Below are 17,500 nucleotides of genomic sequence, written 5' to 3'. Positions count from 1 at the left end.
GCTTAGAAGCAGCCACCATTTAAAGAGTGCGTAATAGCTCACTAGTCGAGTGACTCTGCGCCGAAAATGTACCGGGGCTAAATACACCACCGAAGCTGCGGATTGATACCAATGGTATCAGTGGTAGGGGAGCGTTCTAAGGACAGTGAAGTCAGACCGGAAGGACTGGTGGAGTGCTTAGAAGTGAGAATGCCGGTATGAGTAGCGAAAGACGGGTGAGAATCCCGTCCACCGAATGCCTAAGGTTTCCTGAGGAAGGCTCGTCCGCTCAGGGTTAGTCAGGACCTAAGCCGAGGCCGACAGGCGTAGGCGATGGACAACAGGTTGATATTCCTGTACCACCTCTTTATCGTTTGAGCAATGGAGGGACGCAGAAGGATAGAAGAAGCGTGCGATTGGTTGTGCACGTCCAAGCAGTTAGGCTGATAAGTAGGCAAATCCGCTTATCGTGAAGGCTGAGCTGTGATGGGGAAGCTCCTTATGGAGCGAAGTCTTTGATTCCCCGCTGCCAAGAAAAGCTTCTAGCGAGATAAAAGGTGCCTGTACCGCAAACCGACACAGGTAGGCGAGGAGAGAATCCTAAGGTGTGCGAGAGAACTCTGGTTAAGGAACTCGGCAAAATGACCCCGTAACTTCGGGAGAAGGGGTGCTTTCTTAACGGAAAGCCGCAGTGAATAGGCCCAAGCGACTGTTTAGCAAAAACACAGCTCTCTGCGAAGCCGTAAGGCGAAGTATAGGGGGTGACACCTGCCCGGTGCTGGAAGGTTAAGGAGAGGGGTTAGCGTAAGCGAAGCTCTGAACTGAAGCCCCAGTAAACGGCGGCCGTAACTATAACGGTCCTAAGGTAGCGAAATTCCTTGTCGGGTAAGTTCCGACCCGCACGAAAGGTGTAACGATTTGGGCACTGTCTCAACCAGAGACTCGGTGAAATTATAGTACCTGTGAAGATGCAGGTTACCCGCGACAGGACGGAAAGACCCCGTGGAGCTTTACTGTAGCCTGATATTGAATTTTGGTACAGTTTGTACAGGATAGGCGGGAGCCATTGAAACCGGAGCGCTAGCTTCGGTGGAGGCGCTGGTGGGATACCGCCCTGACTGTATTGAAATTCTAACCTACGGGTCTTATCGACCCGGGAGACAGTGTCAGGTGGGCAGTTTGACTGGGGCGGTCGCCTCCTAAAGTGTAACGGAGGCGCCCAAAGGTTCCCTCAGAATGGTTGGAAATCATTCGTAGAGTGCAAAGGCATAAGGGAGCTTGACTGCGAGACCTACAAGTCGAGCAGGGACGAAAGTCGGGCTTAGTGATCCGGTGGTTCCGCATGGAAGGGCCATCGCTCAACGGATAAAAGCTACCCCGGGGATAACAGGCTTATCTCCCCCAAGAGTCCACATCGACGGGGAGGTTTGGCACCTCGATGTCGGCTCATCGCATCCTGGGGCTGTAGTCGGTCCCAAGGGTTGGGCTGTTCGCCCATTAAAGCGGTACGCGAGCTGGGTTCAGAACGTCGTGAGACAGTTCGGTCCCTATCCGTCGTGGGCGTAGGAAATTTGAGAGGAGCTGTCCTTAGTACGAGAGGACCGGGATGGACGCACCGCTGGTGTACCAGTTGTTCTGCCAAGGGCATAGCTGGGTAGCTATGTGCGGAAGGGATAAGTGCTGAAAGCATCTAAGCATGAAGCCCCCCTCAAGATGAGATTTCCCATAGCGTAAGCTAGTAAGATCCCTGAAAGATGATCAGGTTGATAGGTTCGAGGTGGAAGCATGGTGACATGTGGAGCTGACGAATACTAATAGATCGAGGACTTAACCATATAATATGTAGCAAATGTTATCTAGTTTTGAAGGAATATGCCTTCAATAGTTTGGTGATGATGGCAGAGAGGTCACACCCGTTCCCATACCGAACACGGAAGTTAAGCTCTCTAGCGCCGATGGTAGTTGGGACCTTGTCCCTGTGAGAGTAGGACGTCGCCAAGCTATTTATATTGTCGCGGGGTGGAGCAGCACGGTAGCTCGTCGGGCTCATAACCCGAAGGTCGCAGGTTCAAATCCTGTCCCCGCAACCAAATGGTCCCGTGGTGTAGTGGTTAACATGCCTGCCTGTCACGCAGGAGATCGCCGGTTCGACCCCGGTCGGGACCGCCATTTCATATAAAGAAAAGAACGAAACAAGTTGTTTCGTATTTTTTTATTTGTTTTAACAAAAAACTAATAAAGACAGTCAAACTATCCTTAGGACAACTCCTAAGGACTTTTTTATATATTCAAAACCTGTATAATAAAGAGCAGAGAACATTGTGAGTAAAGTAGGTGAAGTCTGTGAGTAAATATGAAGTAACAACAAAATCTTCTGAGGAAACACAAAGGTTATCAGAGAAACTAGGTGAGCTCGTAGAGGCACAAGACGTAATTATTTTAGAAGGAGATCTTGGAGCTGGTAAGACGACTTTTACAAAGGGACTAGCAAAAGGTCTTGGAGTGAAAAGAGTTGTAAATAGTCCTACCTTTAATATCATTAAAGAATATAAAGGAAGATTACCGCTATATCATATGGACGTGTATCGCTTAGCAGAAAGTGAAGAGGACTTAGGCTTTGATGAATATTTCTACGGTGAAGGAATTACGGTAGTAGAATGGGCTCATTTAATAGAAGCATATTTACCGAATGAAAAGTTACAAATTAGTTTATTCCATGCTGGAGATGACACAAGAAAAATTATACTCGAGCCAATTGGAGATCGCTATATTAGATTATGTGAGGAGCTATTACAAGATGAAAGTACTAGCAATTGATACTTCAAATTACGTAATGGGTGTATCCCTTATTGAGGAAGAAAACGTAATTGGGGAAATCATTACAAATTTAACAAAAAACCATTCTGTACGTCTTATGCCAGCTGTAGAGAAACTGTTAAAAGAGTGTGGCGTAAAACCGAAGGAATTAACTAAAATCGTTGTAGCTGCTGGACCTGGATCCTATACAGGTGTTCGTATAGGCGTGACAGCGGCGAAAACATTAGCTTGGTCACTTCAAATACCAATTGTAGGTGTATCAAGTTTAGAGGTAGTAGCTGCAAACGGTGCTAACTTTAACGGGTTAATTTGTCCTTTATTTGATGGAAGACGTGGGCAAATTTATACTGGGTTATATACATATGAAGGAGAGCAGTTAACTTCAATAGAAGAAGACCGAATTATTCTTATTGTAGACTGGTTGCAAATGTTAAAAGATAAAGGACAGCCTGTTTTATTTATCGGTAACGATGTTAAATTGCATAAAGAAACAATTATAGAACATTTAGGTGATCAAGCTGTATTCGCTCCATTTACTAAAAATAACCCAAGACCAAGTGAGCTAGCATTCTTAGGATTACAAAAAGAAGAACAAGATGTGCATACGTTTGTTCCAAGCTATCTTCGTTTAGCTGAAGCTGAAACAAAGTGGTTAGAAAGTCAAAACAAGTAGGAGCTTGCAGAAGATGGATATGATATTTAGAAAGATGGAGCTTGATGATATTGCTCAAATTGTAGCTATTGAAGAAGCGTCTTTTTCAACTCCTTGGACTGCAGATGCCTTTCACCGTGAATTAACGATGAATGAACATGCACATTATATTGTGTTAGAAAAAGATGGTCGTGTAGTCGGGTATTGTGGATTGTGGATAATTATTGATGAATCACATATAACAAATATAGCTATTTTGCCAGAATACCGAGGTCAAAAGTTAGGAGATGCCCTATTGAAAGCAGTTATTTCTGAAGCGAAAGAACTAGGGGTAAAAACAATGACACTTGAAGTACGTGTATCAAATGAAGTAGCAAAGCAGTTATACAGAAAATACGGATTTCAAAATGGTGGGATTCGTAAACGATACTATGCAGACAATCAGGAAGATGGTCTCGTAATGTGGGTGAATATATAATGGAAAAAAATACGATTATACTTGGTATTGAAACAAGTTGTGATGAAACAGCAGTAGCAGTTGTTAAAAATGGAACGGAAATTATTGCGAATGTCGTTGCATCACAAATTGAAAGTCATAAACGTTTTGGCGGCGTTGTACCAGAGATTGCATCACGTCATCATGTAGAAGAAATTACAGTTGTGTTAGAAGAAGCTTTAAAGGAAGCAAACATCACATTTGATGATATTGATGCAATTGCTGTAACAGAAGGTCCCGGTTTAGTAGGAGCACTTCTAATTGGAGTAAATGCAGCGAAGGCAGTAGCGTTTGCACATGATATTCCGTTAGTCGGTGTTCATCATATTGCTGGTCATATTTATGCGAACCGTTTAGTAAAAGAAGTTCAATTCCCGTTATTATCACTTGTTGTATCTGGTGGGCATACAGAACTTGTTTATATGAAAGAACATGGTTCATTCGAAGTAATTGGTGAAACACGAGACGATGCAGCTGGAGAAGCATATGATAAAGTAGCTCGTACGTTATCTATGCCATATCCAGGTGGTCCTCATATTGATCGCCTTGCACATGAAGGAGAACCGACAATTGATTTGCCTCGTGCATGGCTAGAACCGGATTCATATGATTTTAGCTTTAGTGGATTGAAATCAGCAGTTATCAACACTGTGCATAACGCAAAACAACGCGGTATAGAAATTGCGCCAGAAGATTTAGCGGCAAGTTTCCAAGAAAGTGTAATAGATGTACTTGTAACGAAAGCAGCTCGTGCAGCAGAAGCTTATAATGTAAAGCAATTACTTCTTGCTGGTGGAGTAGCTGCTAATAAAGGACTTCGTGCGCGATTAGAAGAGGAATTTGCACAAAAAGAAAACATTGAATTAATTATTCCGCCGCTATCTTTATGCACAGATAATGCAGCGATGATTGCAGCGGCAGGGACAATTGCTTATGAACAAGGTAAGCGTGCAACATTAGCTTTAAATGCAAATCCAGGATTAGATATTGAAGCATAGTTATACACATAATTAACCACAGGTTGTGGATAAAACCCATATTGTCTGTTGATAATGTGGGTTTTATTGTGTATATAAAATGTTGATAACTTTTTTGTTGATTGTGGATAATGTGGAAAAGTTATTTTAAGGTTTATTTTATAAAGGTGGATATGTGTATAAACTTGTGGATAAATAGGATGATGTCAGACCTTTGAGTTTCTTCTTTTTCGGGAAATAAAAAGTAAGAAGATATCCCCGAAAAACATTTTGAAACATCCCCCTATTATAGAAGATGCTAATATTGTCAATCTTTGTCGTTAAATCGATATTTCGTGTCGAATTGTTAATATATATAGGGTTACAATAGATATATTTGAAAAATCGTTAGTATATTCTAAGTTACGATTGATATACTCAAAAAATTGTTTAAGTACTAAAAAAAGATGTCACATAGTCAAAAATCCTGACTTATGAGACATCTTCCTTATTTAAATATGCTTATGCATGCAGCTCTTCCCATTCTGCCATACAAGTTTCAAGTTGTTCTTGTAGCGTTTGCTTTTTAGTTGTAATTTCACTAGCTTTTTCATAATCTGCATATATTTCTGGTAAGCAGAGTTGATCTTCTAACGTAGCAATTTCTTCTTCTAATTCCACTATACTTTGTTCTAGCTCTTCAATTTTTCTAGTGCGTTGACGCTCTAGTTTTTTACGCTCTTTTTCTTCTAAATAATTTAATTTCTCTTGTGCAATCACCTTTTGAACAGGAACGTCACTTTCTTGCTGTTCAAGTTCTGCACGTTCAATCATTTCATTTTTCTTTTCAACGTAGTAATCGTAATCCCCTAAATATTCCTGTGCACCTTCTGTTGATAACTCAACCACAGTCGTTGTTACACGGTTAATAAAGTAGCGGTCATGTGAGACGAATAGAAGAGTCCCTGGGTAATCAATTAAAGCATTCTCCAAAATCTCTTTACTATTTAAATCAAGGTGGTTCGTAGGCTCATCTAGAATTAACAAATTTGACTTTTGCATCATAAGTTTTGCAAGAGCTAATCGAGCTTTTTGTCCACCACTAAGAGAAGATACTGGTTTCAGTACATCATCTCCTGTGAATAAAAAATTCCCAAGTATAGTACGGATTTCTTTTTCCGGTTGCAGTGGATATTCATCCCATAGTTCATTTAAAACCCGTTTAGAAGATGTTAAGTTTGCTTGTTCTTGATCATAATAACCAACAGATACATTTGATCCGAAAGAAACATCACCATTTAATAGTGGTAACTTATTCACAATGGATTTTAACAATGTGGATTTCCCAATTCCGTTTGGACCAACTAAAGCAACACTATCTCCGCGAGTTAAGCGCATAGTTACATGTTCAATTATAGGGTTTTCATCATAGCCGATGGTTGCATCATTTACTTGTAAAACATCATTTCCACTTTGTTTTTCAATATCGAAGTGGAATGATGCTGACTTAGAATCCCCTAATGGTCTCGTTAATAATTCCATTCTGTCTAGTTGTTTACGGCGACTTTGAGCACGTTTCGTTGTAGAAGCGCGAGCTATATTCTTTTGAACGAAGTCCTCAAGTTTTGCGATTTCATCTTGTTGTTTTTCGTAACGTTTCATTTCTTGCTCATATAATGCTGATTTTAAGTCTAAATATTTACTGTAGTTACCAACAAATCGCCTGCTTTCTTTATTCGAAATTTCATATACTTGTGTAACGAGTTTGTCTAAGAAATAACGGTCATGTGAGACGATTAATATTGCGCCAGGATAACCTTGCAAATATTGCTCAAGCCACGTTAATGTTTCGATGTCTAAATGGTTTGTAGGCTCGTCCAAAATAAGTAAGTCTGGTTTTGTTAATAATAATTTCCCGAGAGCTAATCTTGTTTTTTGCCCGCCGCTTAAAGTAGAGATTGTCGTCTGGTGCGTTTCAACTGGGAAGCCAAGGCCGCTTAAAATGGAGCGAATATCCGCTTCATATTGATATCCACCTTGCTCTTTATAATTGAGTTGTAATTGGTCATAATCAGCTAACAATCTTTCATATGTAGCTTCGTTTGAAAAGTTTTCTTCTTTTCCCATTTCTTGCTCAAGCCTTCGGAGTTTTGTCTCCATTTGCTGTAAATGGGTAAAGACGGTTAGCATTTCATCCCAAATTGTTAAAGACGTTTCTAGTCCAGTATTTTGAGCTAAATATCCGATTGAGACATCTTTCGGTTTTATAATTTCGCCACCATCATGAGATAATTCACCAGCGATAATTTTTAATAATGTAGATTTACCTGCTCCATTCCTTCCAACTAATGCGATACGATCTTTTGTTTGTACTTCCAATTTTATGTTTGCCAGAATTGTTTCTGCACCGTATAATTTCGAAAGCGCGTTTACTTGTAATAAAATCAATGTTTTCACCTCAAATAATTTCTTAACTTTGCCATGTTTATATTTCTCAATCATACTAAAAATAGTGTATAGTTTAAAATAAAGAGAGAATACTTCTTCTCTTTATTATACAAGGAATTTAATGAGTGCTAAACTTCTGTATTTGATTAAAGTATATGAATAAAGATAGGAAGAGAGGAGAGGTCATATGGATCAGCAAAAGATTCCACAAGCCACTGCTAAAAGATTGCCTCTATACTATCGATTTATCCAAAACTTATCTCTTTCTGGTAAGCAGCGTGTTTCATCGGCCGAATTGAGTGAGGCAGTAAAAGTAGATTCCGCAACAATACGAAGAGATTTTTCGTATTTTGGAGCGTTAGGGAAAAAGGGATATGGATATAACGTAAATTATTTATTATCATTTTTCCGCGAAACACTTGATCAAGATGATATAACACGTGTAGCACTTATTGGAGTAGGTAATTTAGGGACCGCTTTCTTACATTATAATTTCACGAAAAACAATAATACAAAAATTGAAATGGCATTTGATGTTAGTGAAGAGAAAGTTGGAACAGAAATCGGGGGCATTCCTGTATATCATTTAGATGAATTAGAAGAGAGATTATCAAATGATATACAAGTGGCAATATTAACAGTACCGGCTACAGTAGCACAAGCTGTAGCAGATAGATTAGCTGAAACGAGCGTGCACGGTATTTTGAATTTCACACCAGCGCGATTAAACGTATCAGAGAATATTAGAATTCATCATATTGACTTAGCTGTAGAGTTACAAACATTAGTTTACTTTTTGAAAAACTATCCACAATAAAACGCAGAGGAAGCGACCTCTGCGTTTTATTATTGTTTCTTCTTTATGAATTTAACTAATATAAGGCGAAGTGCCAAATTAAAATCAATTGTTGCCATAACTGCAAATAGTATTGTCCACATATTCCAGATTGTATCTGTCACGTTCGTAATGGCGAAGCGTGTAAAGATACATCCAAGAAGGAAGTATAGTGCAGCCATGAACAATGGTGAGTTTCTCATACAAAAAATCCTCCGATAAAGCCTTGCATTTTTTCAGCTTCTTTAATCATTTCTTGAATTTGTTCATTGCTCATAAAAATTTGCCCGATAGCGACCAATGTATTCATCGCAACATGAGCTGCAATCGGAACGATAATCCGTTTCGTCTTCACATATAAGAAGGCGAATACGAGCCCCATAGCAGTGTATACCAATAAATGAGTAAAATCAAAATGAATTGCTGCGAATACAAGCGAACTAATGATAGCTGCGATAAAGAAGTTAAACTTCTTATAAAGCGTGCCGAATAGAATTTTTCTAAATACGATTTCTTCTAAGATAGGTCCAATTATAGATACAACAATAAGGAACCAAGGTATCGTTCTTGCGATGTCCATCAGTCTGTCTGTATTCTCAGATCCACGTGGAACCCCAAATACATACATTTCAATCATACCTGCAATGGATTGTGAGATGATTGCTAAGAAGAACCCGATGAAAATCCATCCAATAGTAGCTGGGACAGAAGAGCGCATTGGATCTAAATGCCTGTCACGAATATCTGTTCTAAGTAACCAAAGTACGATACATAATGCAACAAAGAAGCTAATAATTGCCCAGTGTCCCGTTATGATTTGTCCTTTTTCCTCAATGGTAAATCCTCTATTATCGTAGAGTCCTGTTTTTAGGAGAAGTGGTAATCCAACAACGCCGGATAACTGCATTAAAATGTATGTAACGATAATCCACCAGTATTGTTTCTTCAAATGGTTTAACCATCCTTTCTAACTATAGTGTATGAGATAAGTTAGGATAACATGTAAATATGCTACCTACGATATAAACCTCACTTGAATTATGTTTTTTTCGTAAATCCTTATTTGAAATTATAATAGAAGACAGGAGAAAGTTGTGTGTGTAGCGAAAACAACTTAGGGTGTCCTTTCATATTGTAACATACGAGCAGTGGAAACAACGATTCATATAGTAAAGGCAGTATTCTATATAGAAAGTTTATATAGTGATTTGCGAAAAAATTATGATTTTTTTACTTGCAAAAGAAATTGAGATTATTTATTATTATAAGTGTGTTAGCACTCGGATGACTTGAGTGCTAATAAAAGAAATTTACATAACAAAATGAGGAGGTTATTGTTCATGCTAAAGCCATTAGGTGATCGCGTTGTAATTGAGCTTGTTCAAGCAGAAGAAAAAACAGCAAGTGGTATCGTATTACCAGATACTGCAAAAGAAAAACCACAAGAGGGTAAAGTAGTTGCAGTAGGTACTGGTCGAGTGCTTGAGAATGGTGAGCGTGTTGCTTTAGAGGTAGCAGCAGGTGATCTTATCATCTTCTCAAAATATGCAGGTACTGAAGTGAAATATGAAGGTACAGACTACTTGATTTTACGTGAAAGTGACATTTTAGCAGTTATCGGTTAATTATATAAATCTTAAAAAATCCAAGGGGGTCAATTATTATGGCAAAAGATATTAAATTTAGTGAAGAAGCACGTCGTTCGATGCTTCGCGGTGTCGACACTCTTGCAAACGCAGTAAAAGTTACGCTTGGACCAAAAGGTCGTAACGTTGTACTTGAGAAAAAATTTGGTTCACCACTTATTACAAATGATGGTGTAACAATCGCAAAAGAAATCGAATTAGAAGATGCATTCGAAAACATGGGTGCGAAATTAGTAGCAGAAGTTGCTAGCAAAACAAATGACGTAGCTGGTGACGGAACAACAACTGCAACTGTATTAGCGCAAGCTATGATTCGTGAAGGTCTTAAAAACGTAACAGCTGGTGCTAACCCAATGGGTCTTCGTAAAGGTATCGAAAAAGCTGTTACTGCTGCAATCGAAGAATTAAAAACGATTTCTAAACCAATCGAAGGCAAATCTTCTATCGCACAAGTAGCTGCAATTTCTGCTGCTGACGAAGAAGTAGGTCAATTAATCGCTGAAGCAATGGAGCGCGTTGGTAACGACGGCGTTATTACTTTAGAAGAATCTAAAGGCTTCACAACAGAATTAGACGTAGTAGAAGGTATGCAATTTGATCGTGGATATGCATCTCCTTACATGATTACTGATTCTGACAAAATGGAAGCAGTTCTTGATAACCCATACATCTTAATCACTGATAAAAAGATTTCTAACATTCAAGAAATCTTACCAGTATTAGAGCAAGTGGTACAACAAGGTAAACCACTTCTTATCATTGCTGAAGATGTAGAAGGCGAAGCTTTAGCTACATTAGTAGTGAACAAACTTCGTGGTACATTCAACGTAGTAGCTGTTAAAGCTCCTGGATTTGGTGACCGTCGTAAAGCAATGCTAGAAGATATCGCAATCTTAACAGGTGGCGAAGTAATCACTGAAGAATTAGGTCGTGACTTAAAATCTGCTACAGTTGAATCTTTAGGACGCGCTGGTAAAGTTGTTGTTACAAAAGAAAACACAACTGTAGTTGAAGGTGTAGGAAGCACAGAACAAATCGAAGCTCGCATCGGTCAAATCCGTGCGCAATTAGAAGAAACAACTTCTGAATTCGATCGTGAAAAATTACAAGAGCGTCTTGCTAAACTAGCAGGTGGCGTAGCAGTAATTAAAGTAGGTGCAGCAACTGAAACTGAGTTAAAAGAGCGCAAACTTCGCATTGAAGATGCACTTAACTCAACTCGTGCAGCAGTAGAAGAAGGTATCGTTGCAGGTGGTGGTACTTCACTTATGAACGTATACACAAAAGTAGCTTCTATCGTAGCTGAAGGCGACGAAGCAACAGGTATCAACATCGTACTTCGCGCACTAGAAGAGCCAGTTCGTCAAATCGCAATCAACGCTGGTCTAGAAGGATCTGTAGTTGTAGAGCGTCTAAAAGGCGAAAAAGTAGGCGTTGGTTTCAACGCAGCTACTGGCGAATGGGTTAACATGCTTGAGTCTGGTATCGTAGATCCAGCTAAAGTAACTCGTTCTGCACTTCAAAACGCAGCATCTGTTGCAGCTATGTTCTTAACAACTGAAGCTGTAGTAGCTGACAAGCCAGAACCAAATGCACCAGCAATGCCTGACATGGGCGGCATGGGCATGGGCGGTATGGGCGGAATGATGTAATAAGCATCACTCTGTGAAGCTGTTCAATGTATAAATAGTTAATTAATAAGAAAAACCACTTTCTGAAAAATAGAAAGTGGTTTTTTGTGCGCTGTTGAAAAGCTATAAAGGTTAATTTTTAGGGAAGACTACACGTGGATTGTTAGCGGCAATAGCGCTAGTCACTTGTAATTTGAAATTAGCAGTTGTTTTTTCGTTCCTAGTAGTTCCAGGGGCCATAATATTACTGTTGTCTGAACTGTGAACTGGATCGGATGGTAGTGGTTTATACGGATTTTTACCAACCAAGGAGGCATTAGCATTGAAAAAAGTATGGCCAAATTCATGAGCGAGTGTATCAGGTGCAAAGGTATTACTTAAAAAGATTATATTAAATAGGGCGCGAAATTTGGTACAAGCTCTAATATCACCTTGAATAATAGGGGCGCCAGTATAAAATACAATAATATGAGATGGATTGGATCGGGCGCAATTACGAGCGCCAAAGATGATTAAGTCTGTTTCTTTAGGGGTATCTGGGAGGGTGTTTGAGCATTCTAAGTCTGTTGTATCAACTTGGAACTGCGGGTCTGTATTTGGAGTGCCATCAGGGTTTGTTCTTAAATCATGAACGACCGTTCTAAACTCAAATCCCCATATGTTTTTAGCTGTTGCGAAGTCTTTAGAGATGCGATTATTCTCGATTTGGGCACCTGGTAGGATATAAACGCAGACATTTACGAAATAATTTGATGGATTAGGACTTCTTTTGTTTATTTTTTCTTTTGGAAGTTTTAAATGATCCTTTATTTTTCCCTTAGGAAGCCCTAAGCCTTTAGGTGCTTTAAATTTAGGTCCTTTCAATTTGAATCTACTAATTGTGTATTCCTTCTTTCTTTTAAGACTACTATAAGTATATTGGATTTAATTACTGTTGATTGTATGCTTGTCCCGAATGTAATCAGTTAATATGAAATTCAATCGGCTAAATGTGATCTTTGCATAGAGTGTCTTTCTTTAAATGATGGAATAAATTAAACAAGAAAAAAATTTAGCCAAAAGAGAAAAGATATAAAAACTTGGTGGGTAAGAAATAAAATCAGAGGGGTTATATTTGGACAAAAATAGACATCATTTCATTATAGGAAAACCAATAAATTCGTGAGGGAAGATTGTTGTTTACCGGTGAATTGAAAGTTTAGTATTGCACATTATATATTACGAAAGAACGTATTTTGTTTTCCAAATGCACCAGCAATGCCTGACATGGGCGGCATGGGCATGGGCGGTATGGGCGGAATGATGTAATTCCGTTTGTCCTAAAAAACATCCATTTCTATATAGAAATGGATGTTTTTTTATGTTTTTTAGAAAAGGAAATGAATTTCTGTAGAATTTTGTCGCTTTCTCTCTTGACCATATTGATACTTCATTGTTAGAATCTAGGAAGATAATATAAAACGATCCTTCATATATCCTCAATGATATGGTTTGAGAGTCTCTACCGGGTTACCGTAAACAACCTGACTATGAAGGCAGTGTGTCTTATATTTATAAAGAGCGGAGACTATCTTTCTTTATAAAGCCAGACCCCTGCCTTTTCTTTGTTATGAGACTAGAGGCGGAGGACTGGCTTTTTTTATTATATTGGTAATGCTTTTCGCCAAATTGGTGAAAATATTTATATACGAGAACTAACGTTGGGGTGATTATTTTGAAGAAACAACACGATACAATTATCGTTTTAGATTTTGGAAGTCAATACAATCAGTTAATAGCACGTCGAATTCGTGAGTTCGGTGTATACAGTGAACTTCATCCACATACAATTACTGCAGAAGAAATTAAAGCAATGAATCCAAAAGGGATTATTTTCTCTGGTGGACCAAATAGTGTATACGGTGAAGGTGCATTACATTGTGATGAAAAAATCTTTGAACTAGGTTTACCAATCTTCGGTATTTGTTACGGTATGCAGCTTATGACGCAACACTTCGGTGGTAAAGTAGAGCGTGCAAATCACCGTGAGTACGGAAAGGCTGTTCTTAAAGTAGAGAACGAATCAAAATTATATGCGAACCTTCCAGAAGAGCAAGTTGTATGGATGAGCCATGGCGACTTAGTAACTGGTTTACCTGAAGGATTCGTAGTAGATGCAACAAGTGAGTCTTGCCCAATTGCTGGTATGAGCAATGAAGCGAAAAACTTATACGGTGTACAATTCCACCCAGAAGTACGTCACTCTGAGCACGGTAACGATTTAATTAAAAACTTCGTATTCGGCGTATGTGGTTGTTCTGAAGGATGGAACATGGAGAACTTTATTGAAGTAGAATTAGAAAAGATTCGTGAAACTGTTGGAGACAAAAAAGTACTATGCGCACTTAGTGGCGGTGTAGACTCTTCTGTTGTAGCAGTATTAATTCATAAAGCAATTGGTGATCAATTAACATGTATTTTCGTTGACCACGGTTTACTTCGTAAAGGTGAAGCAGAAGGCGTTATGAAAACATTTAGCGAAGGCTTCCATATGAACGTTATTAAAGTGGATGCAAGAGACCGCTTCATGGACAAGTTAAAAGGTGTAGAAGATCCAGAACAAAAACGTAAAATCATCGGTAACGAATTCATTTACGTATTTGATGATGAAGCATCTAAATTACAAGGTATGGACTTCCTAGCACAAGGTACACTTTACACAGATATCGTTGAGAGTGGTACAGCAACTGCGCAAACAATTAAATCTCACCATAACGTTGGTGGACTTCCAGAAGACATGCAGTTCAAATTAATTGAGCCTTTAAACACGTTATTTAAAGATGAAGTACGTGTATTAGGATCTGAATTAGGAATTCCTGATGAAATCGTATGGCGTCAACCATTCCCAGGACCGGGTCTTGGTATTCGTGTATTAGGTGAAATCACAGAAGAGAAATTAGAAATCGTTCGTGAATCTGATGCGATTTTACGTGAAGAAATTATTAAAGCGGGCTTAGACCGTGAAATCTGGCAATACTTCACTGCGCTTCCTGGTATGCGTAGCGTAGGTGTTATGGGTGACGAGCGTACTTACGATTACACAGTAGGTATCCGTGCGGTAACATCTATCGACGGTATGACAGCTGACTGGGCACGTATCCCTTGGGACGTATTAGAGAAAATCTCTGTACGTATCGTAAACGAAGTAAAACACGTTAACCGTATCGTGTATGATGTAACGAGTAAGCCACCAGCAACTATTGAGTGGGAATAGTATTTATAAAAAGGTCCATCTATTGCTTATGCATAGGTGGATCTTTTTTGTTTTGGTGTTAATACGAACAAAACTATAAAAGTTTACAAAAACGTTCGTTTTTAAATTGACAAAACTACTTCGTCGAGTTAATATGATTATGTAATTCAAACAAAAAGTGAATATTATAGCCGTCGTATAATATCGGGGATATGGCCCGAAAGTTTCTACCTAGCTACCGTAAATGGCTTGACTACGAGGCGTTTTTATAAAGGTGAGGGGAATCTTATCTTTATTCATAGAACGCTTCCATGTATATATGCAATGGAAGCCTTTTTTGTTTCTCGGGATAAAAGAGGGCTAGGAGAAATGCGGCGAGTAATCATATAACGGGGGAAACGTAGGATGAAACGCTATTTTCAGTTTGATGAGCTCGGTACGAATTATAAGACTGAGTTCATAGCAGGGTTAACGACATTTCTATCTATGGCTTACGTACTATTTGTCAATCCTGCTACGCTGTCGCTTGGAAATGTTAAAGGGTTACCAGCAGGTACAGGGATGGATCCAGGTGCAGTATTCGTTGCTACGGCATTAGCGGCAGCGATCGGTTCGTTAATTATGGGTATTTTCGCGAAGTATCCAATTGCTTTAGCGCCAGGTATGGGAATTAACGCGTTCTTTGCTTATACAGCAGTGTTAACGATGGGTATTCCGTGGCAAACGGCCATTGCCGGAACATTAATGTCAGGTATTATCTTTATTATTCTTACTGCTTCAGGTATTCGTGAAAAAATCATCAATGCAATTCCATCGGAGTTAAAGTTTGCAGTAGCAGCAGGTATCGGATTGTTCATTGCATTTCTTGGATTCCAAAATGCCGGAATTATCGTGAAAAATGATGCAGTTCTTGTTGGGTTGGGGGACTTAACAAAGGGTACAACGTTACTAGCAATCTTCGGGGTTGTTACTACGATCATCTTCATGATTAAGAAAATTAATGGTGCAGTATTTTACGGTATGATTCTTACAGCGATCTTAGGAGTAGCAACAGGATTAATTGATACTCCGAAAGCTGTGGTGGGAGCAATACCGAGTCTAGAACCAACGTTCGGCGTGGCGTTAACGCACTTCGGAGATATTTTCACAGTTCAAATGGGGATTGTTATTATAACGTTCTTCTTTATCGATTTCTTTGATACAGCAGGTACGCTTGTAGCGGTTGCAAATCAAGCAGGATTAATGAAGAACAATAAATTACCACGTGCAGGAAAAGCGTTATTTGCAGATGCGATTGCAACTGTAATTGGTGCGATTCTTGGTACATCAACAACAACGTCTTACATTGAATCGTCTGCAGGGGTAGCAGCAGGAGGACGTTCTGGATTTACAGCAGTTGTAACAGCAGGATTCTTTTTACTGGCACTATTCTTCTCGCCATTACTAAGTGTTGTAACGCCAGCTGTAACGGCGCCGGCTTTAATTATTGTAGGAATCTTGATGGTTTCTTCCTTAGGGGAAATTGATTGGAAGAAATTCGAGATTGCAGTGCCAGCATTCTTTACAATTATCTCTATGCCACTTACGTATAGTATCGCAACTGGGATTGCGATTGGATTTATCTTCTATCCAATTACAATGGTAGTGAGTGGTCGTCGTAAAGAGGTTCATCCGATTATGTATGTTATGGGAGTTTTATTCGTACTATATTTCATCTACGTTCGTAAATAAAAGGGGTTTTTTAAAGGTCTAGACTTAAGGGGAGTCTAGACCTTTTTTGCGTCTTCAGAAAATCTTAAGGATTTCCGAGCGTTTTTCTTCAGAAGTTTTCCTATAATAGAAGTTAGGGATTAAAAAAGTGATGGGGGAGATATTGTGGCACACGAAACAATACTTGTCGTAGATGATGAAAAAGAAATTCGGAATTTAATTACAATCTATTTAAAGAATGAAGGATATAAAGTATTACAAGCAGGAGACGGAGAAGAAGGATTACGTCTATTGGAAGAAAATGAAGTACATCTAGTCGTATTAGATATTATGATGCCGAAAGTGGATGGTATTCATATGTGTATGAAGGTAAGGGAAGCGAAAGAAATGCCTATTATTATGCTTTCTGCCAAAACGCAAGATATGGATAAGATTTTAGGATTAACAACAGGGGCAGATGATTATGTAACGAAGCCGTTTAATCCGTTAGAGCTAATTGCACGAATTAAATCTCAGTTACGCCGTTATATGAAAATGAATGGTTTCGCTATTCAAAATGAGGACGAGTTAGAAATTGGGGAGATGAAAATCAACATCTCGACCCATAAAGTTATTGTAGAGGGAGAAGAAGTGAAACTAACTCCGAGGGAATTTTCAATTTTAGAATTGCTAGCTAGAAATCCAGGTATGGTGTTTAGTGCGGAGCAAATTTATGAAAAGGTGTGGAACGAACGATCTTTCCAGTCTGATAATACTGTAATGGTGCATATTCGAAAAGTGCGTGAAAAGATTGAGGAGAATCCAAGGAAACCTAGATATATAAAAACAGTATGGGGAGTGGGGTATAAGATTGAAAAAGATATTTAATCCGTTTACTTATATAAGGAAAATAAGACAATTAATTGAGAAATTAGTAAAGAGCGTACGAAAGAGTATAAGGATTCAATTGATTACTACTTTTGCTGCTTGTGCGTTATTAGGAGTTTTGTCAGCAAAGGCAGCAGCACCGTTTTTTGAGAATGCGAATCGTCAAGCAACTATCGATTATCGGGCTGGTATGGAACAAATTAATCACCAAGCTCAAGGAGCGGCAAATAG

The 17,500-nt window shown here is 39.0% G+C and carries 15 protein-coding genes, 2 tRNA genes, 2 rRNA genes and 2 riboswitches (2 of these 21 only partly in view); of the genes, 15 read left to right on the top strand and 4 right to left on the bottom strand.

Features of this window, described 5'->3' with window-relative positions; genetic code table 11:
• From MKY38_RS20870 to tsaD, 8 genes are all read left to right on the top strand, one after another.
• A 23S ribosomal RNA gene (locus MKY38_RS20870) occupies positions 1-1,814 on the top strand; it begins 1,108 nt to the left of the window's first position.
• A 50-nt stretch (positions 1,815-1,864) separates the two neighbouring features.
• Positions 1,865-1,980 (top strand): 5S ribosomal RNA (gene rrf, locus MKY38_RS20865).
• 12 nt (positions 1,981-1,992) lie between these two features.
• Positions 1,993-2,069: transfer RNA gene (locus tag MKY38_RS20860), tRNA-Met, on the top strand.
• A gap of 3 nt (positions 2,070-2,072) precedes the next feature.
• A tRNA-Asp gene (locus tag MKY38_RS20855) sits at positions 2,073-2,148 on the top strand.
• A gap of 174 nt (positions 2,149-2,322) precedes the next feature.
• A complete protein-coding gene (gene tsaE, locus MKY38_RS20850; RefSeq protein ID WP_000049642.1) occupies positions 2,323-2,796 on the top strand; it encodes a tRNA (adenosine(37)-N6)-threonylcarbamoyltransferase complex ATPase subunit type 1 TsaE in 474 nt (157 codons plus the stop codon).
• Entirely contained in the window at positions 2,777-3,469 is a 693-nt protein-coding gene (gene tsaB / locus MKY38_RS20845; protein ID WP_000865740.1) for a tRNA (adenosine(37)-N6)-threonylcarbamoyltransferase complex dimerization subunit type 1 TsaB, read from the top strand. Before tsaE ends, tsaB begins: the two co-directional genes overlap by 20 nt.
• Before the next feature lie 13 nt (positions 3,470-3,482).
• Positions 3,483-3,926, top strand: a complete 444-nt coding sequence (gene rimI, locus MKY38_RS20840; RefSeq protein ID WP_000367190.1) for a ribosomal protein S18-alanine N-acetyltransferase — start codon at positions 3,483-3,485, stop codon at positions 3,924-3,926.
• Positions 3,926-4,942, top strand: a complete 1,017-nt coding sequence (gene tsaD, locus MKY38_RS20835) for a tRNA (adenosine(37)-N6)-threonylcarbamoyltransferase complex transferase subunit TsaD (protein ID WP_000414585.1) — start codon at positions 3,926-3,928, stop codon at positions 4,940-4,942. Before rimI ends, tsaD begins: the two co-directional genes overlap by 1 nt.
• 480 nt (positions 4,943-5,422) lie before the next feature.
• On the opposite strand, the gene MKY38_RS20830 is transcribed toward tsaD, so the two are convergent.
• Complete coding sequence (locus tag MKY38_RS20830) at positions 5,423-7,348, bottom strand: ABC-F family ATP-binding cassette domain-containing protein (RefSeq protein WP_216094806.1); 1,926 nt, start codon at positions 7,346-7,348, stop codon at positions 5,423-5,425.
• Positions 7,349-7,535: 187 nt separating this feature from the next.
• On the opposite strand from MKY38_RS20830, the gene MKY38_RS20825 reads away from it, so the two are divergent.
• Positions 7,536-8,165 (top strand): redox-sensing transcriptional repressor Rex, encoded by a 630-nt coding sequence (locus MKY38_RS20825; RefSeq protein ID WP_000372699.1) that lies wholly within the window; start codon positions 7,536-7,538, stop codon positions 8,163-8,165.
• A 29-nt stretch (positions 8,166-8,194) separates the two neighbouring features.
• Here MKY38_RS20825 and MKY38_RS20820 read toward each other — a convergent pair whose 3' ends face one another.
• Positions 8,195-8,386 (bottom strand): YdiK family protein, encoded by a 192-nt coding sequence (locus tag MKY38_RS20820; RefSeq protein WP_065223783.1) that lies wholly within the window; start codon positions 8,384-8,386, stop codon positions 8,195-8,197.
• The gene (locus MKY38_RS20815) at positions 8,383-9,132 is read right to left on the bottom strand and encodes a CPBP family intramembrane glutamic endopeptidase (RefSeq protein ID WP_000745328.1); all 750 of its coding nucleotides are present in this window, start codon (positions 9,130-9,132) and stop codon (positions 8,383-8,385) included. The genes MKY38_RS20820 and MKY38_RS20815 overlap by 4 nt, the downstream gene beginning before the upstream one ends.
• A gap of 391 nt (positions 9,133-9,523) precedes the next feature.
• Between MKY38_RS20815 and groES the strand changes: the two genes are divergently transcribed.
• Both groES and groL read left to right on the top strand, forming a co-directional pair.
• The gene (groES, locus tag MKY38_RS20810; RefSeq protein WP_000917311.1) at positions 9,524-9,808 is read left to right on the top strand and encodes a co-chaperone GroES; all 285 of its coding nucleotides are present in this window, start codon (positions 9,524-9,526) and stop codon (positions 9,806-9,808) included.
• 38 nt (positions 9,809-9,846) lie between these two features.
• Positions 9,847-11,481 (top strand): chaperonin GroEL, encoded by a 1,635-nt coding sequence (gene groL / locus MKY38_RS20805; RefSeq protein WP_001029993.1) that lies wholly within the window; start codon positions 9,847-9,849, stop codon positions 11,479-11,481.
• 111 nt (positions 11,482-11,592) lie between these two features.
• On the opposite strand, the gene MKY38_RS20800 is transcribed toward groL, so the two are convergent.
• Positions 11,593-12,324, bottom strand: a complete 732-nt coding sequence (locus tag MKY38_RS20800) for a hypothetical protein (protein WP_229175267.1) — start codon at positions 12,322-12,324, stop codon at positions 11,593-11,595.
• Between the two features lie 584 nt (positions 12,325-12,908).
• Positions 12,909-13,010, top strand: a riboswitch (purine riboswitch).
• Positions 13,011-13,174: 164 nt separating this feature from the next.
• Here MKY38_RS20800 and guaA point away from each other — a divergent pair.
• From guaA to ampS, 4 genes are all read left to right on the top strand, one after another.
• The gene (guaA, locus tag MKY38_RS20795) at positions 13,175-14,713 is read left to right on the top strand and encodes a glutamine-hydrolyzing GMP synthase (RefSeq protein WP_000743909.1); all 1,539 of its coding nucleotides are present in this window, start codon (positions 13,175-13,177) and stop codon (positions 14,711-14,713) included.
• Between the two features lie 152 nt (positions 14,714-14,865).
• Positions 14,866-14,968, top strand: a riboswitch (purine riboswitch).
• A gap of 129 nt (positions 14,969-15,097) precedes the next feature.
• Positions 15,098-16,423 carry an NCS2 family permease gene (locus MKY38_RS20790; RefSeq protein WP_000833082.1) on the top strand — a complete coding sequence of 442 codons (1,326 nt, stop codon included), beginning with the start codon at positions 15,098-15,100 and terminating at the stop codon, positions 16,421-16,423.
• Between the two features lie 144 nt (positions 16,424-16,567).
• Positions 16,568-17,269, top strand: a complete 702-nt coding sequence (locus tag MKY38_RS20785) for a response regulator transcription factor (protein WP_000929885.1) — start codon at positions 16,568-16,570, stop codon at positions 17,267-17,269.
• Positions 17,253-17,500 carry the 5' portion of an aminopeptidase AmpS gene (gene ampS / locus MKY38_RS20780; protein WP_114556190.1) on the top strand. It continues 1,258 nt past the right edge of the window, so 248 of the gene's 1,506 nt are visible here — the first part of the coding sequence; it begins with the start codon at positions 17,253-17,255; its stop codon lies off the right edge, out of view. The genes MKY38_RS20785 and ampS overlap by 17 nt, the downstream gene beginning before the upstream one ends.

Origin of the sequence: Bacillus sp. FSL R5-0585, from assembly GCF_038004545.1 — a bacterium.
Lineage (GTDB): Bacteria > Bacillota > Bacilli > Bacillales > Bacillaceae_G > Bacillus_A > Bacillus_A cereus.
This window is presented reverse-complemented; position numbering and strand designations above follow the sequence as displayed.

Coding starts and splice junctions, on each gene's coding strand:
- tsaB (WP_000865740.1), top strand. CDS start 2,777: ATGAAAGTACTAGCAATTGATACTTCAAATTACGTAATGGGTGTATCC.
- groL (WP_001029993.1), top strand. CDS start 9,847: ATGGCAAAAGATATTAAATTTAGTGAAGAAGCACGTCGTTCGATGCTT.
- MKY38_RS20825 (WP_000372699.1), top strand. CDS start 7,536: ATGGATCAGCAAAAGATTCCACAAGCCACTGCTAAAAGATTGCCTCTA.
- groES (WP_000917311.1), top strand. CDS start 9,524: ATGCTAAAGCCATTAGGTGATCGCGTTGTAATTGAGCTTGTTCAAGCA.
- MKY38_RS20820 (WP_065223783.1), bottom strand. CDS start 8,386: ATGAGAAACTCACCATTGTTCATGGCTGCACTATACTTCCTTCTTGGA.
- rimI (WP_000367190.1), top strand. CDS start 3,483: ATGGATATGATATTTAGAAAGATGGAGCTTGATGATATTGCTCAAATT.
- tsaD (WP_000414585.1), top strand. CDS start 3,926: ATGGAAAAAAATACGATTATACTTGGTATTGAAACAAGTTGTGATGAA.
- MKY38_RS20790 (WP_000833082.1), top strand. CDS start 15,098: ATGAAACGCTATTTTCAGTTTGATGAGCTCGGTACGAATTATAAGACT.